The sequence below is a fragment of the Planococcus glaciei genome, from assembly GCF_900099655.1.
Lineage (GTDB): Bacteria > Bacillota > Bacilli > Bacillales_A > Planococcaceae > Planococcus > Planococcus glaciei.
Genome location: NZ_FNDC01000011.1, coordinates 97889 through 124748, shown reverse-complemented (window position 1 = coordinate 124748; position 26860 = coordinate 97889). Strand labels below are relative to the sequence as shown.

Annotated in this window: 27 protein-coding genes; 7 read left to right on the top strand and 20 right to left on the bottom strand. The window is 45.6% G+C overall.

What is annotated here, in order from left to right; translation table 11 throughout:
- Positions 1 to 128: 128 nt before the first annotated feature.
- From BLQ32_RS13850 to BLQ32_RS13805, 10 genes are all read right to left on the bottom strand, one after another.
- Positions 129 to 899 (bottom strand): SDR family NAD(P)-dependent oxidoreductase, encoded by a 771-nt coding sequence (locus BLQ32_RS13850; protein WP_074510772.1) that lies wholly within the window; start codon positions 897 to 899, stop codon positions 129 to 131.
- Between the two features lie 185 nt (positions 900 to 1084).
- Positions 1085 to 1927 (bottom strand): ABC transporter permease, encoded by an 843-nt coding sequence (locus BLQ32_RS13845; protein ID WP_074510771.1) that lies wholly within the window; start codon positions 1925 to 1927, stop codon positions 1085 to 1087.
- On the bottom strand, positions 1924 to 2925 hold the full coding sequence (locus BLQ32_RS13840; protein ID WP_074510770.1) for an ATP-binding cassette domain-containing protein: 1002 nt from the start codon (positions 2923 to 2925) through the stop codon (positions 1924 to 1926). Before BLQ32_RS13840 ends, BLQ32_RS13845 begins: the two co-directional genes overlap by 4 nt.
- A 203-nt stretch (positions 2926 to 3128) precedes the next feature.
- A complete protein-coding gene (gene thrS / locus BLQ32_RS13835) occupies positions 3129 to 5075 on the bottom strand; it encodes a threonine--tRNA ligase (protein WP_074510769.1) in 1947 nt (648 codons plus the stop codon).
- 724 nt (positions 5076 to 5799) lie between these two features.
- Positions 5800 to 6096 carry a hypothetical protein gene (locus BLQ32_RS13830; protein ID WP_074510768.1) on the bottom strand — a complete coding sequence of 99 codons (297 nt, stop codon included), beginning with the start codon at positions 6094 to 6096 and terminating at the stop codon, positions 5800 to 5802.
- A 285-nt stretch (positions 6097 to 6381) separates the two neighbouring features.
- The gene (locus tag BLQ32_RS13825) at positions 6382 to 6780 is read right to left on the bottom strand and encodes a hypothetical protein (RefSeq protein WP_074510767.1); all 399 of its coding nucleotides are present in this window, start codon (positions 6778 to 6780) and stop codon (positions 6382 to 6384) included.
- Between the two features lie 41 nt (positions 6781 to 6821).
- On the bottom strand, positions 6822 to 8243 hold the full coding sequence (gene cls, locus BLQ32_RS13820; RefSeq protein ID WP_280513364.1) for a cardiolipin synthase: 1422 nt from the start codon (positions 8241 to 8243) through the stop codon (positions 6822 to 6824).
- Positions 8244 to 8353: 110 nt separating this feature from the next.
- Entirely contained in the window at positions 8354 to 8731 is a 378-nt protein-coding gene (locus BLQ32_RS13815) for a hotdog domain-containing protein (protein WP_074510765.1), read from the bottom strand.
- 211 nt (positions 8732 to 8942) lie between these two features.
- On the bottom strand, positions 8943 to 9929 hold the full coding sequence (locus BLQ32_RS13810; protein ID WP_244890365.1) for an alpha/beta hydrolase: 987 nt from the start codon (positions 9927 to 9929) through the stop codon (positions 8943 to 8945).
- 80 nt (positions 9930 to 10009) lie between these two features.
- Positions 10010 to 10774 carry a creatininase family protein gene (locus tag BLQ32_RS13805; RefSeq protein WP_074510764.1) on the bottom strand — a complete coding sequence of 255 codons (765 nt, stop codon included), beginning with the start codon at positions 10772 to 10774 and terminating at the stop codon, positions 10010 to 10012.
- A gap of 179 nt (positions 10775 to 10953) precedes the next feature.
- Between BLQ32_RS13805 and BLQ32_RS13800 the strand changes: the two genes are divergently transcribed.
- Positions 10954 to 11469 (top strand): cysteine hydrolase family protein, encoded by a 516-nt coding sequence (locus BLQ32_RS13800; RefSeq protein WP_074510763.1) that lies wholly within the window; start codon positions 10954 to 10956, stop codon positions 11467 to 11469.
- 79 nt (positions 11470 to 11548) lie between these two features.
- Positions 11549 to 12292 (top strand): alpha/beta hydrolase, encoded by a 744-nt coding sequence (locus BLQ32_RS13795; RefSeq protein ID WP_074510762.1) that lies wholly within the window; start codon positions 11549 to 11551, stop codon positions 12290 to 12292.
- A gap of 72 nt (positions 12293 to 12364) precedes the next feature.
- Here BLQ32_RS13795 and BLQ32_RS13790 read toward each other — a convergent pair whose 3' ends face one another.
- From BLQ32_RS13790 to BLQ32_RS13770, 5 genes are all read right to left on the bottom strand, one after another.
- A complete protein-coding gene (locus BLQ32_RS13790; RefSeq protein WP_074510761.1) occupies positions 12365 to 12643 on the bottom strand; it encodes a hypothetical protein in 279 nt (92 codons plus the stop codon).
- A gap of 63 nt (positions 12644 to 12706) precedes the next feature.
- Positions 12707 to 14269 carry an AMP-binding protein gene (locus BLQ32_RS13785; RefSeq protein ID WP_175557117.1) on the bottom strand — a complete coding sequence of 521 codons (1563 nt, stop codon included), beginning with the start codon at positions 14267 to 14269 and terminating at the stop codon, positions 12707 to 12709.
- The gene (locus tag BLQ32_RS13780; RefSeq protein WP_074510760.1) at positions 14259 to 15119 is read right to left on the bottom strand and encodes an SDR family NAD(P)-dependent oxidoreductase; all 861 of its coding nucleotides are present in this window, start codon (positions 15117 to 15119) and stop codon (positions 14259 to 14261) included. Before BLQ32_RS13780 ends, BLQ32_RS13785 begins: the two co-directional genes overlap by 11 nt.
- Before the next feature lie 260 nt (positions 15120 to 15379).
- The gene (locus tag BLQ32_RS13775; RefSeq protein ID WP_074510759.1) at positions 15380 to 16675 is read right to left on the bottom strand and encodes a M48 family metallopeptidase; all 1296 of its coding nucleotides are present in this window, start codon (positions 16673 to 16675) and stop codon (positions 15380 to 15382) included.
- 151 nt (positions 16676 to 16826) lie between these two features.
- A complete protein-coding gene (locus BLQ32_RS13770; RefSeq protein ID WP_074510758.1) occupies positions 16827 to 17642 on the bottom strand; it encodes an undecaprenyl-diphosphate phosphatase in 816 nt (271 codons plus the stop codon).
- Between the two features lie 243 nt (positions 17643 to 17885).
- Between BLQ32_RS13770 and BLQ32_RS13765 the strand changes: the two genes are divergently transcribed.
- The 5 genes from BLQ32_RS13765 to BLQ32_RS13745 all read left to right on the top strand — a co-directional run bounded on the left by BLQ32_RS13765 (position 17886) and on the right by BLQ32_RS13745 (position 22178).
- Positions 17886 to 18272 carry a MerR family transcriptional regulator gene (locus tag BLQ32_RS13765; protein WP_036808739.1) on the top strand — a complete coding sequence of 129 codons (387 nt, stop codon included), beginning with the start codon at positions 17886 to 17888 and terminating at the stop codon, positions 18270 to 18272.
- A gap of 40 nt (positions 18273 to 18312) precedes the next feature.
- A complete protein-coding gene (locus BLQ32_RS13760; protein ID WP_036808742.1) occupies positions 18313 to 19617 on the top strand; it encodes a hemolysin family protein in 1305 nt (434 codons plus the stop codon).
- Positions 19618 to 19684: 67 nt separating this feature from the next.
- Positions 19685 to 20740: a hemolysin family protein gene (locus BLQ32_RS13755; protein ID WP_053167607.1), complete on the top strand. Its 1056-nt coding sequence runs from the start codon at positions 19685 to 19687 to the stop codon at positions 20738 to 20740.
- 180 nt (positions 20741 to 20920) lie between these two features.
- Complete coding sequence (locus tag BLQ32_RS13750; RefSeq protein WP_074510757.1) at positions 20921 to 21835, top strand: iron-hydroxamate ABC transporter substrate-binding protein; 915 nt, start codon at positions 20921 to 20923, stop codon at positions 21833 to 21835.
- Between the two features lie 157 nt (positions 21836 to 21992).
- Positions 21993 to 22178, top strand: a complete 186-nt coding sequence (locus BLQ32_RS13745) for a hypothetical protein (protein WP_074510756.1) — start codon at positions 21993 to 21995, stop codon at positions 22176 to 22178.
- Positions 22179 to 22184: 6 nt separating this feature from the next.
- Here BLQ32_RS13745 and BLQ32_RS13740 read toward each other — a convergent pair whose 3' ends face one another.
- The 5 genes from BLQ32_RS13740 to BLQ32_RS13720 form a co-directional block, all read right to left on the bottom strand.
- The gene (locus BLQ32_RS13740; RefSeq protein WP_074510755.1) at positions 22185 to 22418 is read right to left on the bottom strand and encodes a hypothetical protein; all 234 of its coding nucleotides are present in this window, start codon (positions 22416 to 22418) and stop codon (positions 22185 to 22187) included.
- A gap of 27 nt (positions 22419 to 22445) precedes the next feature.
- Positions 22446 to 22871, bottom strand: a complete 426-nt coding sequence (locus BLQ32_RS13735) for an OsmC family protein (RefSeq protein WP_074510754.1) — start codon at positions 22869 to 22871, stop codon at positions 22446 to 22448.
- Between the two features lie 152 nt (positions 22872 to 23023).
- Positions 23024 to 24937, bottom strand: coding sequence for an ABC transporter permease (locus BLQ32_RS13730; protein WP_074510753.1), 1914 nt, complete (start codon positions 24935 to 24937; stop codon positions 23024 to 23026).
- Entirely contained in the window at positions 24924 to 25736 is an 813-nt protein-coding gene (locus BLQ32_RS13725; RefSeq protein WP_425312170.1) for an ABC transporter ATP-binding protein, read from the bottom strand. Before BLQ32_RS13725 ends, BLQ32_RS13730 begins: the two co-directional genes overlap by 14 nt.
- A 101-nt stretch (positions 25737 to 25837) precedes the next feature.
- Positions 25838 to 26860 (bottom strand): sensor histidine kinase, encoded by a 1023-nt coding sequence (locus tag BLQ32_RS13720; protein ID WP_074510752.1) that lies wholly within the window; start codon positions 26858 to 26860, stop codon positions 25838 to 25840.

Below are 26860 nucleotides of genomic sequence, written 5' to 3'. Positions count from 1 at the left end.
TTGTCCCCTTAAAAAATCAATTCAATATGAAAAAATCTATTTATTCTTTTCTAAATGTGGCGAAAACAAAAACCAGTTAAAAAAGCTCAGGCATGATTTCATGCTTGAGCTTTTGCTCCTTAGATAACTTACATAAACTTGCTCAAATCCGGATAACCGCTAACTGCCCATGCGCCGTCCACAATCAGACTCGAACCGTTTACATAGGATGCATCGCCGCTAATTAAAAACATTGCAGGTCCAGCCATTTCATCTGGTGTTCCAGCACGCCGCATGGGAATTCGATCCATATAGGCATCATTGATCGCTTCAACTTCCGTCAAACCTTGAGTCAAAGGTGTCATGACCAGACCAGGCAAAATGGCATTGACACGTATATTATGCTGGGCTAATTCCAAGGCTGCATTTTTCGTCAGCATTTCTACACCCGCTTTTGCAGACGAATAAGCCGCCCCATAAAACATTGGAACGTGTGCATTTAATGAAGCGATGTTTACAATTGAACCTCCGCCGTGATCCTTCATATATTTAGCTTCATGCTTAACGGAAAGGAACACACCTTTCAAGCACAGATCGACTGTAAAATCCCAGTCTTCCTCGCTTTGATCAACTATAGCCCCTGGTTTTGAAGCACCTGCTACGTTAAAGGCATAATCCAAACCGCCAAAAGCTTCCACTGTTTTTGCTACAAGTGCTTTGATGTCCGCTTCTTTAGTGACATTGGTGACTGAACTGATAAGTGCGCCGTTATGTAGCTTTTCCATTTTGCTTAATTTCTCTTCATTTAAATCCGCTACAGCTACATTTGCTCCTACTTCCAATAAACGTTGAACGATGGCGTATCCAATTCCAGATGCCCCGCCTGTTACAATTGCCACCTTGCCTGCTAAATTTTCCATTGAACTTCCTCCCTTAATAACATCAATTTACGTAATTTATTAATCGGAATATTCAAACTAACGGACGATCTTATTATAACACTAATCTATTGGTAGAAATAAGGGAAAAATCGATTTGCAGAAACCGAGCTTCCATATAAAAAAGAAGTTGAGTAATAAACTCAACTTCTCTCTCTAAAAAGCTTTTATTCTTTATTCCGGTACAGATACATCGTAAACGGCGCAAAGATGGCAGTCAGGATCACCGAAACAACCAACACCCAAATGATTTGTTCGGCTGTGACCGTTCCATGCATAAAACCGCGGACGGCGGTGGCGAGGATGGATATCGGATTGATGCTCACAAAACCTTGCAGCCAGGACGGCAAAGTGGACGGGTCTACAAAGACATTGCTGATAAAGGTCAACGGCATCATGACAAGAAAACTGAGCATCATCAATGATTTTTCGGACCGCACAATCAATCCTAAAGCTGTCCAAATCCACGAAAGACTGAATGAGAAAATGAGAATCAACACAAGAGCCCCCATTACTCCGATAAATCCGCCTTCCGGCCGGAATCCAAGCAACAGACCGAGGCCAATCATGATGATGGAAGCGATGGAATAGCGGATGACATCCACCAATAATGCCCCGATCAACGCAGCAGGCAGCCAGATCGGCAAGGTGCGGAAGCGGTCAAAAATACCTTTGCGGATATCGTTGTTCAAATCGATGCCGGTGTACATCGTAATCTGCGACACGGTCATGACAAGAATCCCGGGCAGCAGGAATTGAAGGTATTCAGCAGTTGAACCCGCAATGGCGCCGCCGAATAAATACGTGAACATAAGCAGGAAAATAACCGGAAATAACGTAACATCAAACATCTGCTCCGGCACATGTTTGATGCGCAACAATGCACGGGTGGCGAAAGCTCCAATGGTCGCTAATACGGTAGGGCGAGCAGGGCGTTTGCTCGAAGCAATGGTTTCAGACATGGGAAATTCCACTGTTCTTGACGCATCTTGTTCGATGTAATCGGTCATAATGTCTCCTCCTCAGCATCCGCTTCTCCTTCGGCACTATGCCCGGTCAAGGAAAGAAAGACTTCATCAAGACTGGGTCTCCCGAAAGAAAAGTCACTGATGGCTATTCCTTCTCTTGCCAGTTCGCTTATGGCTTCGGCGACTAGGGCGGGGTCGTTGATCTGAGCAGTCACCGACGCGGAATCGCCGGAATGATGGACAGTTGTTAAGATCTTTTGTTGGAGCAAATTCCCTGCTCGCACGCGGTCTTCCGGACGGACTAGCTGTATATTCAATGTGCCGCTTCCTACGGCGGCTTTCAATTCACTGCTTGTCCCTTCCGCGATGATCTTCCCTTTATTGATGACGGCAATCCGGTCCGCCAGCTGATCCGCTTCTTCTAAATATTGAGTTGTCAACAGCACAGTCGTTCCTGAACCTACAAGCATACGGACTATATCCCACACCTGGTTGCGGCTTCTCGGATCCAATCCGCTGGTCGGTTCATCGAGAAACAGCAAATCCGGCGTTACGACAATGCTGGCGGCAATATCAATGCGGCGGCGCATTCCTCCTGAATACTTTTTCACTTGGCGTTTGGCCGCTTCTTCCAAGCCAAAAGCTTTCAATAGTTCACTTGCACGCATTTTTGCTTCACGGCGGCTGTAGCCCATCAGTTTTGCCATCATGGTGAGGTTTTCCATCCCCGTTAAATCTTCATCGATCGAAGCGTATTGTCCTGTCAAGCTGATGCGGCTTCTGATTTCATCGTTCTCCTTGCCGAGGTCATGACCAAGAACATGGGCAACTCCAGCGTCCGGCTTTAATAAAGTGGCCAGCATGCGGATTGTCGTTGTTTTTCCCGCACCATTCGGTCCTAAAAACCCGTAAACCATTCCTTTAGGGATTGCCAAATCTACTCCATCAACGGCGCGCTGCTTTCCGTAAATTTTCACAAGACCTTTTGCTTCAATGGCCAGGAAGTCTGATCTGGGCAACTGTTTTGCAGATTCCAACATTCTCACCTTCTCCATTCGATTGGTCTATTGGCACAGCAATATGTATAATTAAAATCCCTCACAGGAACATATGTTCTTAATATTCTGAATTCCCTTATTTTATTATTATAAACCTCAAAAAAGGAGGATTTCCATCTTATTTTTGAAGGAAATCCTCTTTTTGAATGAGCGCATCCAGATGATAAAAAATCATCAATCGATAATTAACTAAACTCAGGCTGCTCCTGCTTCATGTATAAACTTTTTGATTCGGCTAAAGCCGCCACTTGCTGAATGAATTCTTCGACAGCCATGGCTCTCGATTCCTTATCTCCATGCGAGCGGACATTTACTTGTCCGCTGTCTTTTTCGTTGTCCCCAACAACCAGGATGAAAGGGATTTTTTTCATTTGGGCATCTCTCATTTTATATCCAAGTTTTTCATTGCGCCCATCCAGGTTCACCCGGATGCCGGCTTTCTTTAATGCCATTCGGACTTCTTCTGCATACTCCAGATGGTGCTCATTTGAAACAGCAATGATCTGGGCTTGGACAGGCGCGAGCCAGACAGGAAATGCGCCGCTGAAATGCTCGATGAGAATGCCAAGGAACCGGTCAATTGATCCAAAAACAGCCCGGTGGATGACAACCGGCCGCATTTTTTGGTTGTTCGCATCCATATAAGATAAATCGAACTTCTCTGGCATCTGGTAATCCAATTGGACTGTCGCACATTGATGGCTCCGGTTCAACGCATCTTTAATATGGATATCAATCTTCGGTCCATAAAAAGCACCGTCGCCTTCATTGATGCGGTAGTTATAGCCCTGTTTGTTTAAGACGTTTTTTAAAGCACCTTCCGCTTCAACCCATAGTTGCTCATCTCCCATATACTTTTCCGGCCGAGTGGATAGCTCGATGGCATACTCGAATCCAAAAGCCGAATATACTTCATCAATCAGTTTTAAAGCAGCAGTTATTTCGGATTCAATCTGGTCCGGCCTTACAAAAATATGTGCATCATCCTGGCAGAATGCGCGCACGCGGAGCATGCCGTTCAAAGCCCCGCTGAACTCATGGCGGTGGACTTGTCCGAACTCTGATAGCCGGATGGGCAGGTCGCGGTAGGAGTGGAGCTTGTCCTTGAATATCAGCATATGGCCAGGGCAGTTCATCGGTTTCAGCGCAAACGCCTGGTCATCCACTTCGGAAAAATACATATTTTCTTTGTAGTGATCCCAGTGCCCTGAATTTTCCCAAAGCCGGCGGTTCATCATGATGGGAGTCCTGACTTCCTGGTAATCGTAAAACTGCTGGAGCCCCCGCAAAAATTGTTCCAGCTCATTGCGAATCACATGGCCATTCGGCAAATAAAACGGCATGCCCGGGGCTTCTTCCGAAAACATGAACAGCTCCAATTCGTTCCCGAGTTTGCGGTGATTCCGCTTCTGCGCTTCTTCAAGCATATGAAAGTACGCCTCCAATTGGCTCTGTTCGGAAAAAGCAACACCATATACCCGCTGCAGCATCTTGTTGCTGCTGTCGCCGCGCCAGTATGCACCGGAAACATGAGTCAGTTTAAAAGCTTTCAAAAAATGAGTGGACGGCATATGCGGTCCTCGGCATAAATCAACAAACTCTCCTTGCCGGTACACAGTCACCGCTTCTTCTTGCGGAATATCAGCCAGCAATTCCAATTTCAATGGATCTTCTCTGAATATCTCTTCTGCTTCCTCCCGTGGCACTTCTTGCCGTTCAATCTTCACGTTTTCCGAAACAATCCTTTTCATCTCTTTTTCTATCTTTTCCAAGTCCAGTTCCGACAGCGAATGCGGCAAGTCGAAATCGTAGTAGAAGCCGTTGTCGATCACCGGTCCCACACCAAAATTCACTTTTCCATAAAGCCTTTTGACAGCCTGGGCCATAATATGGGCCGCCGAATGCCGCATAATTTCAGCGCCTTCGGGTGAATGCAAGTCTACAAAGTTAATTTCCGCGTCACTTTCAACCTTTCTTTGAAGATCCATAGCTGAACCGTTTACGATCGCTGCGACCGATTTCTTTTTCAGACTGGAACTGATGGATTCCGCAACTTCCTTCAGCGATATCCCTTGTTCGAAACTTTTTTGTCCACCGTTTGGAAACTTGATTTTTACGTCTTTTCTGCTCATCCTGAACACCCCTTTTTTAGAATAAAAAAACACACGCATCCCTAAATAGGGACGAGTGTGTTTTAAACCCGTGGTTCCACCCAGCTTCCCGCCAACTTCCACTAACAAAAGACGGCGGCTCTGTTTCAGCTTTATCGCAGCTTCTGCGGTATCCGCTACTGGTGGTTCACGGGTACTGCTCAAAGGGGGTGACTTTCTCTGCAGCGTTAGGAAGCTTTCAGCTCTGCTTTCCTTCTCTGGAAACCGTTAAGAGAAATCCGTGTCCTTGTCATGGCATTCTTTATTCAATGGCATAAAAAAACACACGCATCCCGATAAAGGGACGAGTGTGTTTTGGACCCGTGGTTCCACCCAACTTCCCATCAGCATTTGCATGCAATTGCTAATGGCTCTGTTTCGGCTTTATCGCAGCTTCTGCGGCACAGGCTACTGTTCATTCACCTGTACGGCTCAGAGGCGGTAAAGTGATCCATTCAAGTTAGAAAGCTTTCAGCTTTGCTTTCCTCTCTGTCAACTGTCCGGAAAATTCATGTCCTCGTCATCGCACTTAAAATATCTTTTACTTAATATAATCGGCGCTCCATTTTTTGTCAAATAGAATTTTAATAATCAAAAAATGCTCTAAACATCATCACTTAAAACAAAAAACAGCACAGTGGAAATACAGCTTTAAAATGAGCGTATATTTTTTTAAAATTTTAGCATTGAACAAGAATACAAAAATCTAAAAAAAGTAGCTTCGATAATAAATGAAGATAAAAACGACTGCATACAATGTATAGGCACTAGAAGCAAAAATTGGGGCTTTGCCGAATTTCGCATGCCGTTCAGGTTCAACTTCCATATACGGCTGGCTATTAAAATAATCAGTTAAAAAATTGTTTGGCGCAGTTGCAAGAATGCCAAGAACGCCGACCGGCAATGCTAAATCAATAAAACTAAGATGAAAATATGAAGACGATATGAAGTTTACCAATGTCAGTATGGTAATTGTTGTTATAAAATAAAGTAATTTGACCAATGTCTTTCCTCCTACTTATGATAAAAAATATTACCAGTTTATAGAAAGGAAAACAATAGTGGATTGAAAATAAGCCCCAAACCTTCTGTACTTCAAAACTCAATATAGAATGGCTATTCCTTTTCATTTAAACAATGTTCAATTCTTTTGCTGAAATTTTTCCAGGTAACTTACCGGCTGCGCTTATTCTCTGACTTGCCATTGGCTTCTCACTTCCTTTTGTTTGATGCACCGCTTCCTGTTTGCCCTTTAAGCACAAACATGCGCACCAGTTTGCTTGCCAACTCAGTCGTGCACCTGGATTTCAATCACTTTTTTCGTATAGGGCAGATATTTTGCTTCACATGAAAAACTGCCTTCTTCGATTTCGGGAAAATCATTGGTCCCTGTTTGGAGAGCAAGCCCGCCGACAGTGAACTCTACCCATGAATTTTTCCCGCCGTCATAATGTGTCCAGATGCATTCTCCTTTCGCCGTTTCGGCATTTCCAGACAACAGATGAATAAAGTCCAAAGAACTGAGCACAAAAAAATACAAACTGATCATTAAAACTAAAGCTGAACCGGCCAGAACAGATTTCGTTTTCGGCTGGCTTTTTTTGTTCTTCCAGAAGTAAACGAACACCGACAAACTTCCGAGAACCAGCACTGATTGAAATAAAAAGCCGAGGCTAAAAACAATCATCACTTCACTCCGTCCCATCACTCAAATCGACTGTGATTTTCTCATAGAATCGGCGCTACCAACTGGGCCACCTGCAGCCTGAAACGCTTGAAAAGCGAAAGCTGCTCAAAATATTCAGAAGTGAGTTCTTGAGAAAGCTTGCTGTCGTTTAAAAATAGACGGACCATATCCTCTGCTGTTTCTTCATCGTATACGAAGACATTCGCTTCGTAATTCAATGTAAAACTGCGTACATCCATATTGGCCGAGCCAATCGAAGCCACTTTCCCATCCACTACCACGGTTTTGGCGTGAAGAAATCCATTATTATAAGCGTATATTTTCACGCCGGATCTCGCCAATTCTCTGGCAAACGACAAACTGGCGCTGTACACAAATATATGGTCCGGTTTATCCGGTATCATAATCCGGACGTCAATTCCGCTGAGCGCTGCCGTTAAAAGCGCATCCAATACGCCTAAATCCGGAATTAGATAAGGCGTCTGGATATAAACCGATTTGCGCGCCTGAGAAATCATTCGCAAATAGCCGTTTTTGATTTGATCGATTTCTTCGTCCGGACCGCTGACGACCACTTGCATCCCCGCACCTTTCTCATTTTTTAATGGCGGGAAATAATGTTTTTCTTGTTTAAGCGGATATTTCTTGGAAGTTTCATTCCAGTCTTTTATAAACCAGTGTTGGAGGGAGTGTACGGCATCCCCTTCAATGCGGAGATGCGTGTCACGCCAGTACCCAAACTTTTCGACTTCGCCCAAATATTCATCGCCCACATTAAACCCGCCGTTATAACCCACTTTCCCATCGATGACCGCTATCTTTCTATGGTTCCGGTAATTGACGCGCGGATTTCCAAAAGGCAATTTGGAGGGGAGTGAAGCGGCTGTTCTGCCGCCGGCCCGTTCAAATGCATTGAAAAAATTTCTGGGCAGCGACTTTGAACCGATGTCGTCATACAGCACCAACACTTGAATGCCTTCCTCCGCTTTCTTCGTCAGAAGTTTGAGCAGACGATTTCCAATATCATCATTGTTGATAATATAGTATTCCAGATGTACATGGATTTTTGCCGCTTCAATGTCGTTGAATAAGGCCTCAAACTTCCGCTTGCCGTCATTAAAAATCTGAAGGCGGTTGTTTTGTGAAAACGGAGTGGTTTCGCTCCTTAAATTCATCCGCACTAGGTGCTGCCAGTCCTCCGCTACAACAGACGAATAAACGAAAGAACCTGCATCAACTTCTGCCAGCTGCCGTTCTGTCAGGTCTTGAAGATTCGAAATTGAAGCATCCGATTCATGGCGTTTTTTGTTTTTTCTATAGGGCTGTCCAAATAACAGATACAGCAACATTCCCAAAAAAGGAAGGAACAGCAAAACCATAACCCAAGCCCATTTGGAAGACGGTTTTTTACGTTCAATAAAAAGAACAAAAAACGCCAGCACAATATTCGCGATCAAAAACAATGTGCTGATTGTATACCACCAATCAATAGAATTCCACCATTCGGAAGCAATAACGATTACCTCCTTTCTTTAGCATCTCTTTTCCTTACCCTAAAAAGCGTGCGCTAGTCTCATCGTAATATGACTCCTGAGAAGCTCCCTTTCAGCACTTCTTTTCCATGCTGGTTGGTACAGGAAAAAGGGGCAGTAATGCGGGCACGTTTTTCCTGTTGTTCAAAATGGCTGATGGTTACTTCACAGCGAATCGTATCTCCGGTAAATACGGGCCGCAAAAACTCAAAGTCCATATGGCGGGCGAGTACATTGTGGTCCCCGCCTACTTTTGTCGGCAAGGTCGCTGTCAGCAGCCCCTGCACAACCAACCTCCCTTGTTCATCCGGCTCAAGGTGATGAATCCCTTCGTCTCCGGAAATCTGTGAAAACAATTCGACATCTTTTTTCGAAAAATTGCGTTCAAATGTGATGGTTTCACCTGCAGCAATAACCACATCTTTTCCTCCTCTATTTTCAGGTGGATGGACCGGATGCATCCTATAGCTCTTTCATTTTCAGTCCATGTTCGCTCCGGTGCTGTTCCCAAAATCCGTTCCCTTCCTGCTTCCAATTGAAGCGAGTGTCTCCATCCTTCCCCTTCTTAAAAAAGCTTAGGATCAGGCAATTACCTTGGGTACCGAGTAGAAGGTTTTTTTAGAATGCATGTCAATCTTTCACCGGTTGGTTTTGTTCAGCGAAATAATGGTCCACTGCGTAATTAAAGGATTCGATGAAAAAGGCAGTGGCCTTTTTGCTCAGTTCTGCGTTCGGATTGATGATATCAAATCCGTGGTAGCCGCCTTTGAATAATTCAAATTTAACCGGCACGTCTGCCTGCTCCAAATTCTTTACATATTCGACTGTTTCATCTTTGAACGGTTCGATATCGCCGACAAATGTAATGGCCGGCGGCAGCTTGCTGTAATCTGTTGCCCGAGCAGCCGCAGCATAAACCGGCACTTCTCTGCCGTACAACTCTCCCAGATACAGCTTCCATGCCCACCGGTTTGTGTCAGAATTCCAGATGGGTGCATTATTGTCTTTTGCTGACTCTGTCGCCATGCGGTCATCGAGCATCGGATAAAGCGGCATCTGAAATGCGATATTCACTTCCCCTCGGTCTCTCGCCAAGAGCGTCAAAGCGGCAGTCAACCCCGCTCCTGCACTTTCGCCTCCCGCAATCAGCTGATCGTCCCGAATGCCCAATTCTTCTGCATGGTCTTTCATCCATAGGAGCGTGTCGTAACAGTCATCCAAAGCCGCCGGATAAGGCGCTTCAATCGACAACCGGTAATCCGGTGCAATGACGACACAGTTGCGGGCTTGGATAAGCCTTTTGTAAGTCGCCGAAAAAAGCTCCGGAATCCCCTGTGAATATCCGCCGCCATGCAGCCATAGAACCCCAGGAGCACTTTGGACTGGATCGAGCGATTTGTAAATGCAGATGCGGAGTTTGGTTCCGTCTTTTCGCGCAATCCATTGTTCCGAGAAATGCAGGCCATCGACTTTTTGCCCCTTGCGGTTTTCCGTCTGCTTTTTGATGGTATGCATAAATTTAATGTATTTTTCTTCACTGGATTTTTTTAATAATAGATTGTACAAAAATCCCCGTAGCCTTAATTGCTTATCAATCATTTTGTAAGTGACTTTCACTGGTTTCCCACCTTATTTTCAGGCTATTCCTTCGCACTTTGTTGCTTAAAGCTTTTATTTGAATGAGAACTTTCCGTTTTTTATAAACCTTTAAGATCCCTTTGCACAGCTTTGACGATTTCATCGGACATCAGTTCCAGAAACCACTCCCCCCACTCTGCTTTTGCTTGCCGCGGGTCGCCGATAATGCCCACTTCAGAAAGTCCGACAATGCCGTGTTCAAATAACTTCTCCAAGACTACTTCGTTCATCTTCCCAATAAAGCCGGGCGTCGCTTTTTCCATATCTACCTGATCTGGAGCGATGTGCAGCATGACCGATGTTTCCATTGCGCCTCCGTGCCCGCAGCTGCCTTCTGCCAAGTCATACTGTCGTTCAAATTGCGCCATGAGCCTCATCAGTTCCATCAAAGTCAAGGCACTGCTGAATTGCATATCCGGATGCATTTCCTTTAAATTTTTCACAATTTTTTCATTTTCATTAAAATTTCCGCCATGGGATGAAAAAATAACGACCTTCTTGAACCCATGTTTTTGGTAACTGGTGACATAGTCTTCAAGAAGCCCCCGGTAAACTTCAGGACGCAGCGTCAAGCTGCCTGCCATCGGGATGTGGTGTTCAGAAAGGCCTGGGCGGATCACCGGAGCCATTAAAGCATTTCCTAATTTTTCAGCAACTAATAGTCCTGTTGCTTCACCAATCAGCGTATCCGTCAGTTCGGACAAATGATAGCCATGCTGTTCGACCGAAGCTGTACAGATGATGACGGTGTCCATTCCCGCACCTATTTTTTCTTTTATGGCCGGCCAGTTCATACGTTCAAGCAAAAAATCATTTAAAGGCAAAGCGATTCCTCCCGTAGTCATTTTGGTCTTTTTTAAGTTTTCGCTATGTACAGCTAAAATCCCTTTCTTGCATTTGTTCTGCCTAAGTTTGCACTCCTTGGCATCTGTAAATTAAAAGAAAGGATTCTGCCAGAAAATGCCGAATATCCTATTTAAGAAGTGAAATGGAGGGAAGCAGAATGGACAACACTGCGTTGCTCGTTATAGACGCCCAAAACGAAATGTTTGCTGAAGACAACCCGGTCTACAACAAGGATGGCTTGCTTGAAAACCTAAAGAATTTAATTGAAGGGGCCAGGTCCGCAAATGTTCCCGTCATCTTTGTCCAGCACAATGACAGGGCTTTGGTTGCTGGCAACCACGATTGGCAAATCCATGCGTCCGTTCAGCCGCTTGCCGGAGAAGCCGTCATACAAAAAACGACGCCGGACTCGTTTCACAAGACGGAGCTTCAAAATGCCTTAAAAGCGAAAAACATCCATAACCTCATCCTTGCCGGCAACCAAACCGAGTACTGCATTGATACAACGTGCCGCCGTGCCTATAGTCTCGGCTACAAGGTGACACTGGCCAAAGACGGGCACGGGACATGGAATTCGGAGCTTTTAACCGCCAAACAGATTATCGATCATCACAACGACGTGCTAAGTTCCTTCGCAGAACTTAAAAATGCAAAAGAGATCCAATTTTCCTGATGACCCGAACGTGTTTCAGGTTTAAAAAAGATACGTGTAAGTTTTCTTTTGATTCAAACAACAAAAAGGAGGTTTTTTAATGACGGCAAATTTTGAAGTGTTAAACGGAGCGGAGCCTTTTCAAGTTGAAGGCGGACGGACAGGCATCCTTGTTTCTCATGGCTTTACCGGTACAGTGCAGAGCATGCGCCCGCTCGGCGAAGCATTTGCCGGCCAGGGTTATACAGTCACGGTGCCGCGCTTGAACGGGCACGGAACCCATCACGAGGAAATGGAAGGAACCACTTACCATGACTGGATCACATCTATTGAAGAAGCTTTTGGCTGGCTGAGCGAACGCTGCGATTCGATTTTCATGGCCGGCTTATCGATGGGCGGTACTTTGGCGTTACATATGGCGCAAAAACATCCGGAAATCAAAGCCATTTCTCTGATCAATGCCGCTGTGGACGTCCCTGCGATGGCTGTAGTCCATGATATGCAAGATGTCCGTTTCATGGATGCCATCGGGTCGGACATCAAAAAAGAAGGCATTACGGAACTGGCATATGAAAAAACACCGGTGGCGTCCATCAAGCAATTGCTTGCGTTCATGGATGAAGTGCGCAACGATTTGCCAAAAATCACTTGTCCCGCTTTAATTTTTGTGTCTCCGGAAGACCACGTCGTTCCGCCGGAAAACTCGCAAATGATTTTCAGCAGAATTTCCTCCATGGAAAAAAGAATCATTGAAATGCCCGACAGCTACCATGTCGCCACGCTGGACAATGACCAGCAGCGCATTATTGAAGAAACGATGGCTTTCTTCAAGAAATACGAATAATTTTTTGATATAAATCAAAACGGAACGGCGGTCTTTCATTCCCGCCGTTCCGTTTTTGTTTGTCAAATCATTTTAAGGCTCTTGAAATCCAAAGACAGCCACCCATGTGACTAAGATATAAAAGGTGAACATAAGCGAGTTCAGCAAAACCAGATAAAACCTCACATTTCCTTTAACGCCAAGCCATCCCAATACGATTCCGGCTGCTCCCAGCAGCATGGGAAAATAAAAGTTTACGGAGAGAAGCAAATCAAACAAGTCCACACCGCCTGGAGAATACGGAAGCGCGAGCGGCAGAATCATGAGCAGCAAGCAAAATCCCGATCCGATCGAATACACTTTTTCCAGCAAAAGATCCCCCTCTTTCCCTCACCTTTCAGCCAATCCATTTCCGCTTTGGAAATTTCGTTATTCTTAAAGGCGTCTTTCAAGCAAGTGAAGTTCCCCGCTTTGCAGCTTTTTACGATCCAGTTTGCCGACCGCTGTATAAGGAAGTTCATCTACAAAAACAATTTCCCTCGGCACTTGAAAATCGGCCAGCTGCGTACGGAGCCACCCCATCAGCTCTTTTTCGTCCAATGTACATCCTGAAGAACACTGCACAAAGGCTTTTAGCCGTTGTCCCCGGTAGTTGTCTTCAATTCCTATTACCGCAATATCATCGATAAGCGGGTGGGCAGTGGCCGCTGTTTCGACTTCCAGCGGATGGATGTTGTTGCCGGCACAAACAATTACATCATCGGTTCTTCCGCAGTAAAAACAATATCCCCGATTGTCCCGATACCCGATGTCTCCCGTTTCGACCCAGCGGCTTTCCTGGTTTTTCATCGACCAGTTGTTTTGGAAGACAAACTTCCCGGCCACTCCATGTCCCACTTCTTCCTTGTCAGCCATCACCTTCAGCTTTCCGCCGCGAAGCAGCCGGCCGAGTGTATCCGGATTATAGGCGAGATCTTCGGGGGTGGCAATGATATTCAGCCCTGCTTCAGATGTTCCGTATAAATTGTATAAAACATTCCCCAGTCGTTGTTTTACTTCCCCAACTAAGACGGGATTCAGCTTAGCGCCGCCGGAGGCGATGCACTTGAGCGAATGCAAATCGGCTGCATTGTGCTGGAGCAGTTTATGGACCATCAACGGTACCACTGTGGCGACTTCGACCTGGTGATCCCGGATCAGCCTGCAGGCTGCAGCAACTTCAAAACGGTCCTGTATCACCACTTTCTTTCCAAGCGCAAAAAGGGCCAGTAAAATGGCGATGCCATAGCCGTGGTAAACCGGGGTGGCGATAAAGCCCGTGTGATAGTTTGCAAGCTTCAAGCGGTCGAGCAGCGCACAAAACGGCTGAAGAAATGTGAAAATCGAAGGCTGGTGGACCACTTGTTTCGGCTTCCCGGTCGTACCGCCGGTCAATAAAATGATCTGGCTGCCGGAGACAGGTTTTAAAACCTCTTCTTCAATTCGCTTTTGGCGTGCGAGCGAGCTGACGGCCGGCTTGGTTTCGTGGTAGCTTAACAGCTTTTCATGCCTGTAGTTGGAAGCTTCGATCAGGCCGCTAAATTCTTCATCATAAATTAAAAAGCCGAAGTCCTGTTCTTCCACCATCCGATTAAATTGGCTTTTGGACATGGAACTGTTAAGGAGAAAAAGCTTCGCCCCCAAACGGGATGCCGCAAACAAAGCTTGCACCAGCGACGCGTGGTTGCGGCAGAAAAAAGCGACTTTTTGGCCGGCTTCGATTCGGCAACGTGTTTTCAAATGGCCCGCGAGATTTTCACATCGTTCTTGGAGCTGTAAATATGTGAGCATTTCCCGGCTGTCCGAAAGGGCTATTTTGACACGGTCCTCTTTTCCGATGAGTGAAAATAAAAGCATCAGATTGATGCCGTTTCGCCGAGCGGCCCTTATGAAAAAGAACAGCTTCACAGGCGACAGCAGTTGAAGATGGAACAACACTTTCAATAAGCTAATCGCCAACGGTTCCTGCCTCCTTTTTCTTTACCAAGCGTGAAACTAGCATGTCCAGCGGCTTCCTGAATAACAATGAAGCCAATTCCACTGAACCCAGCCACCACGGCTTGTAGCCTTTTCGGTTATGGCAAATCGCACGACCAATGATTTCTGCTACATGGACCGGCGACATCGCCGGCTTCCCAAGATATGCTGCAGTTGGCGCAATCATCGGCGTTTTCACTAATGGCAGATAGATGGTGGAAGTGGAAATGCCTTGGGCTTTCAATTCCGGGGCCGCAGAACGGAGCCACGTATCAAATGCGCCTTTGGATGCCTGATAAGCAGCCCAGTACGGGACCGGATGGAGCAGCGCGTTGATGGTGGAAACATTGACAATATGGCCCTTCTTTTTTGCAAGCAGCGGTATGGCCGTCAACAGCAATCGCACTGGCGCAAAATAATTGATTGCCATGGTGCGGGTAAAATCATGGTAGCGGTCGAGTGATTTTGAAACAGGCCGGTTGATCGAAAGGCCGGCATTGTTGATGACGATATCCAAGCCGTCTGGAAGCTCATGAAGAAAAGCCAGCAAGCCGTCCATCTCTTTTTCATTCCGCAAATCCGCCGGAAAGATGCTGACGGAAGCATTTCCTTTTTCGATTTCCTCACCGATGCGCTGCAGTTCTTCCTGCCTTCTCGCCACTAAGATCAGGTGCACGCGTGCTTTTCCGAACAATAAAGCCAGCTCTTTGCCGATTCCGGAACTCGCACCTGTGATCAAAACGGTTTTTCCTTCCACTGTCTTTGTTAAATCTGAAAGCTTAAAGCGGCGCGGCATAAACAGGGATTTTTCAAGCAGCGTGTAATTGTACATGTATAGTCCACCTTCCTTTTCAACTGCAGCGGTTCCCTGCGCTTCTGTTCATTTATCTGCGTTTCCGAAACTTTATCTGCGATCCTCCAGTTTATTCTGCGATTCTAGCCATTTATCTGCGATTCCATAGATTTATCTGCGTTCGCACTTTAAACCTTCCTTTTCGGCTTTTATTCATCCAGAATCTGCTTATAAAAAAACAGGAGGTACTCATAGAGCATCTCCTGTTTGTCTGTTTCCAATCCTTTTATAAAAAGCGGTCAATAATTTTCAGCTTTCACCATTTCGATGAATTCCGCTTCTGTTGCGGCGCCCACTAAATCCATTGGGGCCATTCCATCCGGACCGGCAAGCGTCGGGTCAGCCCCTTTTTCCACCAGTAATTTTGCTGTGTCGTATTCACTGTACATAACCGCATTGCCGAGCGCCGAAGAATAATTGTCAGCAGTGTTCGGATCGGCGCCTGCTTCAAGCAAGGAAGATGCGATGGCTGCATCTCCTGCGTAAACGGCATACATCAACGCATCTGCCCCGTCCGCATCCTTTTCTTGGATGTCGGCACCCTCAGCAATCAATCGTTCGACTTCTGCCTGGTCACCCATGGATGCAGCCGTCATTAATGATGTTTCTCCTTCTGCCGCAAAAGGATCTGCATAAAGCGAATCTTCCAGCGTGTCCGGCATCAATTGGGAAAAAGCCAATGCTCCGCCAGTAAAGAGTGCGATAGTCAAAATGTATACACCAATCAAACCACCGAAAATCAAAGTTGCTCCTAAAGCGATTTTGCCATGGTTTTGGGTATAGACAGGCACTCCGCTTTTATCAAATTGTTCAAGCGCCTGAATGCGCTTAGGCAATCGCGGATGCGACGACAGCACTTCACTGAGCCAAACAAAACTATTCGATTCAGTCGCAATCTGTTCTCTATAAGCATCTTCATTTACTTCAGTGTACATTTGCTTGCCGACGCCGAGTAAAGTCAGAGCCCGTTTGGATGCCGCAACGTTTTGAATGGCATAAGCCGCATGGCGGTCGCACGTATATTCACAAGAGCGACTATACGCCTGGCTTAAAAACGGAATAAAGCCGGCCGGCATGATCAAAATATTTTTCCAGACATGGCGGCGTTTCACATGCGCCAGCTCATGGGCGATGATGAAATTCAACTCGTCCATGCCTTGTTCGCGTGCCAACTCGAACACTTCTGAATACAGCACAACCATATTCCGACCGAAAAAGCGTGTGGCAAAAGCATTCAATGCGCCTTCCGACTGAATAACAAAAACATCAGGCACATTTTTAAGGCCCATTTCCTTGGACATGGCCTGCACATTTTCATACACATCCGGAAATTGGCGTTCGTGGATCCGGATGCCGTTTCCGCGAATCGAACCGAGCATTAAAGCATTCGAGAACAATATAAGTGCTAATAAACTTAAAGCAATTGCGATGCCGATGATGGATACGACAGCCAATACATAAATCAAAATACTGAAAATCAAGCTGAAAATAAAATAAATGGTTTCTCTATCCGATTGGATATTGGAATTGGTCATTACTTTCTCCCCTTAAATATGAAATATCTTACATATATTAGCACATAATGCCCAACAAAAGAATGAATATTTCTGATATTTCATTTTAAAAATTCTGCACGCAAAAAGGCATCTCCGAATTTACTCGGAAATGCCTCTTGAATAAGTGCTATTAAAAAAAGATCAGCAGCAAGGTCCCTGCCAAAAAGCAGTAATACGTGAAATAAATCAATTTCCCGTGCTTCATGATGCCCATAAACCAGCGCATCGCAAAATAGGACATGATCAGCGTCGCGATAAAGGCAGCTGCATAAGGAACCGCTAAAGCCGCTTTATCCGGTTCATCCAGGAAGTCCGTAAAGCCGAGCACCACGCCGCCTAGGCTGACCGGGATGTAAAGCATAAACGAAAAGCGCAAAGCTGTCTCCTGCTTTAAGCCGACAGCAATTGACGTAATAATCGTTGCGCCGGATCGGCTGATTCCCGGCGTCAAAGCGACTGCCTGTCCCAACCCGACAAGAATTGCATCTTTAGCCGTCATGGTTGATTCGTCTTTCTTCCCTTTCATATTGCGTATTAAGAACAACGCAATTCCTGTCACAAACAACATAAGGGCGATGGTGGTCATGCTGACGCTTTCGGCAATCAGTTCGCTCAACAGAACGCCAAGAATCCCCGCAGGAATCGAACCGATCACGATATAGCAGACAAAAAGAAAATCACTTTTGTAGGTTTGTTCTCTCGTTCTTATGTATTGGAGTGAATTGACTGCGAGACGCGCAATGTCTTTCCGGTAAATGAACATGATCGCCAATAGCGATGCTGTGTTTGTCAATATGGCAAAAGTGAAGCCCTGTTCGCCGAGCCCCAGTATTTCACTCGCAATCATGACGTGCCCGCTTGATGACACCGGAATCGGTTCCGTAAACCCTTGGACGATTCCGATCATCACCATTTTAAGTATTAAGATTAAATCTAATTCTCCCATAAGCCCTCCTTAATTTATCCAATGTTAATAACAACGTTCTTTGCCCCCAGATGTTTCATTTTTTATTGAAAACACAATGTTCCAACTTATTTTCAAGCAAAAAAATGGCGAAACTATGGCGCTTTTCCGAAAGAAATTTTCAAAAAAGACAAAAAGCATAACGTGTTACTGTATGGTTTTCGATGCCTTGTGATAAAATTTTTTTAACTTGAAGAAGGAGGCGTGTGCATTGGGAAGGACTTAATGAAAATTGGTGAACTTGCGAAGTTAAGCGGCGTATCGACCCGAACTATTGATTACTATACGAATTGCGGCCTCCTTGCTGCAGAACGTACGAAAACCAATTACCGGATGTATCCGGCGTCTGTGTTGCAGACAATTGAACGGATTCAGATATTGAAAAAGCAGCGGATGTCGATTTCAGAAATCAAAGATGTCCTCGAAACAAACGAAAATCCCCAAACCGAATTGCTGGTGGAAGAAGTTTATGAAGAATTCGATTGCCTGCAGCGAAACATTACCCGTTTGGAAGAGCAGTTGAAAGATGCGCCAAGCCATGTGAAGATCCAAATCAGCAAAGCACTGGAAAGCAAGATGGTTGCCATCGCTTCCCTCCTTGCGCTGCTGTAACTATTACCGGAGGTGAATCCCTCATACAGAGGGAAAATTAGTGGACATAATTACATTGTTGAATTTAGGGTTACTGGTTATTTTAATTGCGTTAACCGCTTTTTTCGTAGGATCGGAATTTGCGGTCGTAAAAATCCGGATGTCCCGGCTTGATCAATTGATCGCAGAAGGCAATAAAAAAGCGATAACGGCCAAGAAAGTGGCCAGCGATCTGGACTATTACCTGTCCGCCTGCCAGCTCGGAATCACCGTAACTGCACTTGGACTCGGAGCACTCGGCAAACCGACAGTCGAGCGATTGATGTATCCGATTTTCGAGTACTTAGCGGTGTCCGATGCAGTCGCATCTGCCGCTTCCTACGCCATCGCGTTCATGCTCGTCACTTATTTGCACGTGGTCCTTGGCGAGATGGCTCCGAAGACGCTGGCCATCGAGTACGCAGAAAAAATGTCTCTATTGCTTGCACCTCCCCTTTATTGGTTCGGTAAAATCTTGAAACCATTTATCTGGGCACTGAACGGAGCGGCGCGTGTGTTGCTTAGGACATTTGGCGTCCAGCCGGCGGGACATGACCAAGCCTATTCAGAAGACGAACTGAAAATTGTCATGGCACAAAGCTTTGAAGGCGGCGAACTCAACGAAACCGAATTGTCTTATATGGAGAACGTCTTTACATTCGATGAACGGTCGGCTAAAGACATCATGGTCCCCCGTACGGAATTGGTTACGCTTGATAAAGACATGCCGCTTGAAGAAATTGTGGAGACACTCGATGAAAATAACTATACACGTTACCCGGTGACGGAAGAAGGCGATAAGGACCGCATCATCGGTTTTGTCAGCGCCAAAAAGATGCTTCCCCATATTGTTGCCGGACGCCCTTGGCAGCTTCAGGAATTTGTGCTTGAATTGCCGACCGTCTTTGAACAAACCGGTTTGCAGGATGCTTTGCTGAAAATGCAGCAAGCCCGTGTCCATATTGCGATTGTTGCAGATGAATACGGCGGTACTGCCGGCATGATAACGCTTGAAGATATCCTGGAAGAAATCGTTGGAGAAATACGCGATGAATTTGATGCGGATGAACAGCCTGAAATCAGCCAAGTCGGCGACCATCAGTTTTTGATCAATGGCCGCATGCTTTTAAGAGATCTCGAAGAACGCTTCGGCATTGATTTTGAGGAAAGTGAAGAAATTGATACAATCGGTGGCTGGATTCACTACAAAACAGTCGGAGAAGTGCAGACCGGCGACACACTGACTGAAGAAAACGGTTTATGGACGATCACGGAAATGGACAATCAGCAAATCAAACAAGTCATGTTTCACCAAAACCTGAAATAAACCGAACCCCCTAATCATTCGCTTAATTACTTAATGGAGGTGAATCCCCCATTCCGGGGGAACCGTATTGGACGGACAAATAACAATTAACTTAATACTGGTCGCTTTAATGATCTTGGCGACCGCATTCTTCGTCGGTGCCGAATTTGCCATCTTAAAGGTGCGCATGTCCCGGATCGACCAACTGATTTCAGAAGGCAATAAAAAAGCAGTACGCGCGAAAGAAGTCGCAAATAACCTGGATTATTATTTGTCTGCCTGCCAGCTTGGCATTACTGTCACAGCCCTCATATTGGGCGCTTTAGGAGAACCGACGGTCGAAAAAATGCTGCACCCGGTTTTTGAATATTTCGCAGTACCGGAAGCATTAGCCACTGCCCTTTCTTATGCCATCGCTCTTGGAATCGTCACTTTCCTGCACGTTGTCATCGGAGAATTGGCGCCCAAAACATTGGCAATCCAATACGCGGAGCGTATGACGTTGCTGCTTGCTCCGCCGCTATACTGGTTTGGTAAAATTATGAACCCTTTTATATGGGTGATGAACGGTTCAGCCCGCCTATTCTTGAAACTTTTTGGAGTGGAACCCGCTGGACATGAAGAAGCCCATTCAGAAGAAGAGCTGAAGTTGATCATGGCGGAAAGCTACAAGAGCGGTGAAATCAATCAAACCGAATTGACCTACTTGAAGAATATTTTTGATTTTGATGAGCGGATTGTCAAACACATCATGGTTCCTAAAAACCAGATGATTACTGTTGATAAAAGCTTAGATCAATCAGAATTCTTTTCTGTCATTGATGCCCATGAATTTACCCGCTACCCCGTAACAGAAGGAAATGACATTAACAAGATAGCAGGTTTTATCAATACAAAAGAGTTGTTGACCAGCATGGCAGCCGGCAGGGCCCAAAAAGCGGACTCCTTCCTGCATGCAATGCCGCGATTCACAGAAAACACGCCGATCCAAAAAGTGCTGACTTATATGCAGCAAAATCGGATCCATATGGCTGTTGTGACGGACCGGGCCGGCAAAACCACAGGGCTCGTAACAATGGAAGATATTTTGGAAGAAATCGTCGGTGAAATCAGCGATGAATCTTTCGAAGCCGGAACGGTTTAATCTGCCGTTCGCTTGAAAATCAATTAAAGTAATCCTAACCATCCCTTCCTTTTTATTTGGAAGGGATGGTTTTCATTTGCCAAGCTCCTCGTTCGATTAAAAGTTTATTGACAAGCTGAAATATTATCTATAATATCAATAATTGATAATGATTATCATTGTCAAAAAGGAGATGTCATAATGAAGAAAGTTTTATTGCCCTTCCTGCTTTTATTGGTCCTTATCTTAGGTGCCTGCAGCGAAAAAGAAAACGAAAGCCCATCAGCCGAGGCTGAAAAAGACACTGAAACCATTACATACGAATCTGAAACCGGACCTGTCGAAGTTCCGAAAGAGCCTAAGCGAATCATCGCTTTGACAAACGGCCCGAACGTGCTGGCACTGGAAGGAAATATCGTCGGAATCGATGAGTGGACGAATGCCAATCCCCTGTTTGAAGACAAACTGAAAGACGCAGAGATTGTCACGGAAGACAACCTTGAAAAAGTCCTCGAATTGGAGCCGGATTTGATCATTGCCGGGTCTCATATGAAAAACATCGACAAATTGAGCGAAATTGCACCGACTGTCGTGTACACTTGGGGCAAACTGGATTACTTGGAACAGCAAGTTGAAATCGGCAAATTGCTGAACAAAGAAAAAGAAGCGACGGACTGGGTAGCAGACTTCCAGGAACGGACAGCCGCAGCGGGTGAAAAAATCCGCGCAAAAATCGGTGAAGATGCAACAGTTTCGGTCATCGAAAGCGGAAACAAAGAGTTTTATGTGTTCGGCGACAACTATGCACGCGGAACGGAGATCCTGTATCAGGGCATGGGCTTGAAAATGCCTGCTAAAGTAGAAGAACTGGCGCTTGAATCCGGCGTTTATACGTTCTCTTCTGAAGTGCTTCCTGACTTTGCCGGAGACTACGTGATCTTCAGCAAAAACCCGGATGTAGACAACTCGTTTACGGAAACCGAACTGTGGAAAAACATCCCCGCCGTTAAAAACGGCCAAGTGTTTGAAATCAATACAAAAGCGTCTACGTACAGCGATCCGATTACATTGGAGACACTGTTAACGTACTTCGAAGAATCATTTCTTGGAAACTAATATCGAATAAGGAAAACCCCGAATCGGTGCCACTTTTTAAAAGTGAAGCGATTCGGGGTTTTCCTATTCCACTAATTCCTGAATTCCCCTGCTCCTTCTCACGCTTTCAATAAATGATATTAAAACGACTGCAGATACATATGAAGGGGCTTTTCACATGATTCATTTCCATGAAAATGATCTTGTTAATCGGATTGTTGATTTTTGCTATTGTAAGCGTAATAGGTGTCTTTCTAAACGATTTGGTAGAATAAACGCTGAAAAGCCAGCCTTCGACAGGCTGGCAGAAAAAGCAGTTGCTTTCCTTTTCCCGCAGCCAATCAAGCTGTGGGATATTTATTGAAAAAAATTATAAATAAAAGGGATCATTTGAAAAGTTTGGCTGCTCCTTCAATTTCCATTCTTTTTTAAAGCGTCTATATTTCCACGCCTGATACAGAAGGAATCCGGTTACGCATCCTGCCGGACCGGAATACGTAACCGGCCCGCCGATCAAAATGACGCTTGAAATATATCCAGCGGCCATTACTACTGCAAAAAGCAGTATTTCCCATTTCTCCTGTCTCAAAAAACTCTTTCTCATTCTGTGTTCCTTCCTGTGTCCATCCATTTAACTTATAGTTTTCGGGGCATCTCCATTCAACACATAATCATAGTGTATAGAAGCATTGAGGGAATTGACAACAGTACAATACGTATCCCGCGATAATTTGATGGCCCGAACCACCTTGTCTTCCGGGAGCTCGCCGTCGATATGATAGGTGATCGTGATTTCAGTGAAGCGTCTCGGATGATTTTCAGCGCGCGTACCGTCAATTTCAATATGGAACCCGTCAATGGTCAAGCGCATTTTCTCCAGGATCATGACAATGTCCATTCCGGTGCAGACAGCCGCCGCATTCAAAAGCACTTCTGTCGGACGCGGGCCTTTATTGGCTCCGCCATTTTCTTCGCCGGCATCCAATAGCACGTGGTGCCCCGATTCCGTTTCTCCGCTAAACGCCATTCCGCCGTTCCAATTCAATTTTGCTTTCATCAACATCGCTCCCTTTCCAGTTTTATTGCTATTAATCACCTTGGTGATAAGGTGCCTTCTATTTCTCTATACCCAATTCCTTAATTATTACATTAAAAAATGATAATGGAATAAAAAAAGCACGAAAGGAAAGGTCCTTTTCGTGCTTTATATTATAGAGCAGCATTTACCGTTTTGCGGTAATAGCCGATTGTCAAAAATGCAAACGCCGTATAGATCAGTGTATATACCCCCATTGCCAGAGTTGCCGGCATCAGGATATCCGACTGGAAGAAGAAAGATGCAGCTTTCATCGCAAAGACGGAGTGCAGCAGACCAATGGCAAGCGGCAAGCCAAAGACAAACACTTGCTTGCGGATAATGCCCTTCATGATTTCCTTGCCTGTAAACCCAAGTTGGCGCAGGGTTGCATAGCTTTTCTTTTCCTGTTCGGCTTCAGTCATTTGCTTGAAATACAAGATGCTTCCTGTTGAAATCAGGAACACCAGCCCCAGGAAACCGGCTATAAAAATCATCAACCCATTGTCCTGAACCGATTCTTCGTAAGAAGAATAATAATCCACATGCGGTCCACTTGAAGTGTATTTCGGCTGCTGGAAAATGGCCGATGCGGTTTTTTGGTCTTTCTCCTCTAAAATGTGAAAGCCGTCGATGTATTCTATCTTTGCGCCTTCCATTCCAGACAATTTGTTTTTCAGTGACTGATAAGTCTCGTCACTGACCACGAGCTGGCCATAAAAGAGAGACCAATTGATGACATTGCGTTCGCCCATCTCTGTGATCTCGACGGTCGTGCGGTCTTCGTCTTGGATTTCTATTTTAATTGGCAAATCGACAGAATCTGCGAACATGGAAAGTGAAGATGCATCATGATAGCTGGCTGATCCATCTTTCGGAGCCACGATATCGATACCCGCTGCTTGCAGCTGCTTATCACTGATAATTGCCGTCGGCCGTTCAAAACTTTCCCCTGGGAAAACACCTTGTTCGAACATGGTCGGCACCACCAGCATGTCCACCTTGCCGTGCTGGTAGCCAATCCCTTTTTGGTCCATCTCGCCCATAATTTCATTTGTTTGTGCCTCATTGTTGTCAAACATGAAATCAAACGGCATCCGGATATCGGTTTCCCGTTCGGTTTCATAGTACATCGCGTATGAAAAAGCGACCATTGTCAGCGTCATCGCCGACAGAATCGTAATGACCGTCAGTGAATTGGCGTTTCCTTTTAACCGGTGCATGAGCGGCGCCAACGACAAGCTGTTCAATAAGCCGAGATGGCCTTCTTTGCGGCTTCTAACTTTGAATAACAGCCAGCTGATGGTGACGCGAAACAACAGATAAGTTCCTGCAATGACCGTAGCCAATACAATCAAAATGTTAAAGAAAAACAGCTCGTTCAGCATGCGGCCCGAAAACCAATATCCGAAGCCGATTAATAGAAGACCAAGTAAGCCAAATGCAGCAGAGACGCCCGTCTTCGGCTTTTTCGGATGTTCGCCTGCTTTGTCCGAGTTGAACAAAGAAAGCAGCGTATTGCGAAAAACCATGACAATCATTTGAACCGTGGTCAATGCGAAAATGCCGATAAATACAACGATTGTCTGCACCACAGCAGCCACCGAAAAACTCACTTCGATAAATGATTCATAGCCGATCAGCTTCATCAACAGCAGCAGGAACACCCGGGAAACGAGCAGCCCAACAGCAATTCCGATAATTAAAGCCCCGATGCCGAGAAGAATGTTTTCGACAATCAGCAGCCTGGCCACTACCCGTTTTGTTAACCCAATCAATTGATAAAGCCCGATTTCACGGCTTCGTCTTTTCAAGAAAATCGAATTGGCGTAAACCACGAAAATGCCAGCGATAAACAACAGGAGAATCCCGGCTGCCTGGAAAGCGGTGCCCATATTTGTTCCGCTTAGCTCCAGAATGGCCGAATCGTATTGCAAGGTGGCAAACACAAAATACAAGACCACACTTAAAATAAGGGCGAAAAAGTACAAGTAATAATGCTTGATATTTTTCCGCATGCTGCGGATGACCAGATCAAAGAGTGTCAACGCTGTCACCCCCGAGCACAGCCTGGACATTCATAATTTCCTGGAAGAAGGCTTGTCTTGATTTACTTCCTTTATAAAGCTCAGAATAAATATGTCCATCTTTCAAAAAGACGACACGGCTGCAGTAGCTGGAAGCGAGCGGGTCATGGGTGACCATCATAATCGTGACTTCGCGTTTTTGATTGACGTCGGCCAATGTGCCGAGAAGCGAGGAAGCCGACTTGGAGTCGAGTGCACCGGTTGGCTCATCCGCGAACACCATTGACGGTTTATTGATCAGTGCGCGCGCAGCAGAAGTCCGCTGTTTTTGGCCGCCGGAAATTTCGTGCGGGTATTTGTCTGCCAGTTCCGTAATGCCTAATATGGATGAAATCGACTGAAACTCCGCTTCGGCTTCTTTTTTCTTCATTTTGCCAAGCGATATCGGCAGCAAAATATTTTCTTTTACGGTCAAGGTATCGAGCAAATTATAATCCTGGAAGATGAATCCAAGCTGGTCGCGCCGGAATGCGGACAATTTCGCGTCTTTCATGCGTGAGATGTCTGACCCGCTGATTAAAATCGTGCCTTCTGTGGCACGGTCAATGGTAGCCAGCACATTCAAAAGCGTGGTTTTGCCCGCACCCGATGGCCCCATGATTCCGACAAATTCGCCTTCTTCCACATGCAAATCGATGCCTTTCAGAACTTGCTGGACATTGCCCCGCGAGCCGAAAGACTTGCGGACATTCTGTGCATGCAGCACGGTTTGTTTCGCTTTTTGAGTGGTATCGATTTTGGTATTTTTCAACATTGTCATACAATTGCCTCCCTGTTTACTTATATCCTTATCTTACTGCCTTATGATTTGCAGGTCGTTTGATTCACATGACAAACAGGGAGCCTTAAGTGACAATATTGTCACTTACGGATGCGTTCAAATTCATTTTCCAGCGGGAAGGCCATTTCGACTTTTGTTCCTTGATTTTCTTCAGAGAACGCCGATAAAGCGATGCCCATTTTTCCTGCTACCGTTTTAGCCAAATACAGCCCCAGCCCTGTTGCCGCATTTTGAATACGGCCGGCGCCTCCAGTAAAACCTTTATCGAAAATGCGCGGCATTTCATGATCCGGTATGCCGGGCCCTTCATCCTTCACCGATAAAATGGTTTGGCCGGTGTTTTCCACACGTGCTTCCACGGTGATGGTCCCGTCCACCGGACTGTACTTCACCGCATTCGTCAATACTTGCCGGAAAACAAAACGGCTCCACTTCAGGTCTGTTAAGACGATCCTATCTAATCCGTCCAATTCCAAAGCAATGTTCTTTTCCCTGCACCAGGACATCAATTCCCGGACTTCTGCTGCCACCAGACTTTTTAACGGCACCGATTCGAGCACATAATCCTGTTCAAGTGTTGGCAATCGCGATATGTATAATTGCTGGTCCACCAATAAGAACACGCGCAGCCATTCGGCATCGATTCGGCGCATTACCGAAATGTCCTGGTTGGCATCAATCAATAGCTTCATCGCTGTAAGGGGCGCTTTTACTTCATGGACCCAGGCAGCCGTATATTCTCCTTGCACGACGGTACGGCTTCGGACCTCACTCAATCGTTTTGAAAAAGCCATTCCTGCATCTTTCAAAAGCTCATTCACCGTTTCGTCCCGTGCAAACTCGCTTTCAGGCAAAGCTTCATGCCAATCGGAATCGGCCTCGCCTACCAGTTTTACCAATCGCCGCATATAGACCGTTTCTTTTCGGCAACGCCAAAATACAAAGATGGAAAAAGCAATCAGGATCAATACATTGAGATACACCAAGGATGAAATTTTCACCACAATTCCCGGATCCAGCAAAAGCAGAAGATCGGCTGCCAAAAGCGACAACAGGAAAAAGAAGAGCCAGCTTTTCATATCCTTTAAATACGCGAAAAACAA

What these genes read in the sequence shown, in the direction of transcription:
- BLQ32_RS13850 (WP_074510772.1), bottom strand. Translation starts at nt 899, where the DNA reads ATGGAAAATTTAGCAGGCAAGGTGGCAATTGTAACAGGCGGGGCATCT.
- BLQ32_RS13845 (WP_074510771.1), bottom strand. Translation starts at nt 1,927, where the DNA reads ATGACCGATTACATCGAACAAGATGCGTCAAGAACAGTGGAATTTCCC.
- BLQ32_RS13840 (WP_074510770.1), bottom strand. Translation starts at nt 2,925, where the DNA reads ATGTTGGAATCTGCAAAACAGTTGCCCAGATCAGACTTCCTGGCCATT.
- thrS (WP_074510769.1), bottom strand. Translation starts at nt 5,075, where the DNA reads ATGAGCAGAAAAGACGTAAAAATCAAGTTTCCAAACGGTGGACAAAAA.
- BLQ32_RS13825 (WP_074510767.1), bottom strand. Translation starts at nt 6,780, where the DNA reads ATGATTGTTTTTAGCCTCGGCTTTTTATTTCAATCAGTGCTGGTTCTC.
- BLQ32_RS13800 (WP_074510763.1), top strand. Translation starts at nt 10,954, where the DNA reads ATGGACAACACTGCGTTGCTCGTTATAGACGCCCAAAACGAAATGTTT.
- BLQ32_RS13795 (WP_074510762.1), top strand. Translation starts at nt 11,549, where the DNA reads ATGACGGCAAATTTTGAAGTGTTAAACGGAGCGGAGCCTTTTCAAGTT.
- BLQ32_RS13780 (WP_074510760.1), bottom strand. Translation starts at nt 15,119, where the DNA reads ATGTACAATTACACGCTGCTTGAAAAATCCCTGTTTATGCCGCGCCGC.
- BLQ32_RS13775 (WP_074510759.1), bottom strand. Translation starts at nt 16,675, where the DNA reads ATGACCAATTCCAATATCCAATCGGATAGAGAAACCATTTATTTTATT.
- BLQ32_RS13770 (WP_074510758.1), bottom strand. Translation starts at nt 17,642, where the DNA reads ATGGGAGAATTAGATTTAATCTTAATACTTAAAATGGTGATGATCGGA.
- BLQ32_RS13765 (WP_036808739.1), top strand. Translation starts at nt 17,886, where the DNA reads ATGAAAATTGGTGAACTTGCGAAGTTAAGCGGCGTATCGACCCGAACT.
- BLQ32_RS13750 (WP_074510757.1), top strand. Translation starts at nt 20,921, where the DNA reads ATGAAGAAAGTTTTATTGCCCTTCCTGCTTTTATTGGTCCTTATCTTA.
- BLQ32_RS13745 (WP_074510756.1), top strand. Translation starts at nt 21,993, where the DNA reads ATGATTCATTTCCATGAAAATGATCTTGTTAATCGGATTGTTGATTTT.
- BLQ32_RS13740 (WP_074510755.1), bottom strand. Translation starts at nt 22,418, where the DNA reads ATGAGAAAGAGTTTTTTGAGACAGGAGAAATGGGAAATACTGCTTTTT.
- BLQ32_RS13735 (WP_074510754.1), bottom strand. Translation starts at nt 22,871, where the DNA reads ATGAAAGCAAAATTGAATTGGAACGGCGGAATGGCGTTTAGCGGAGAA.
- BLQ32_RS13725 (WP_425312170.1), bottom strand. Translation starts at nt 25,736, where the DNA reads ATGACAATGTTGAAAAATACCAAAATCGATACCACTCAAAAAGCGAAA.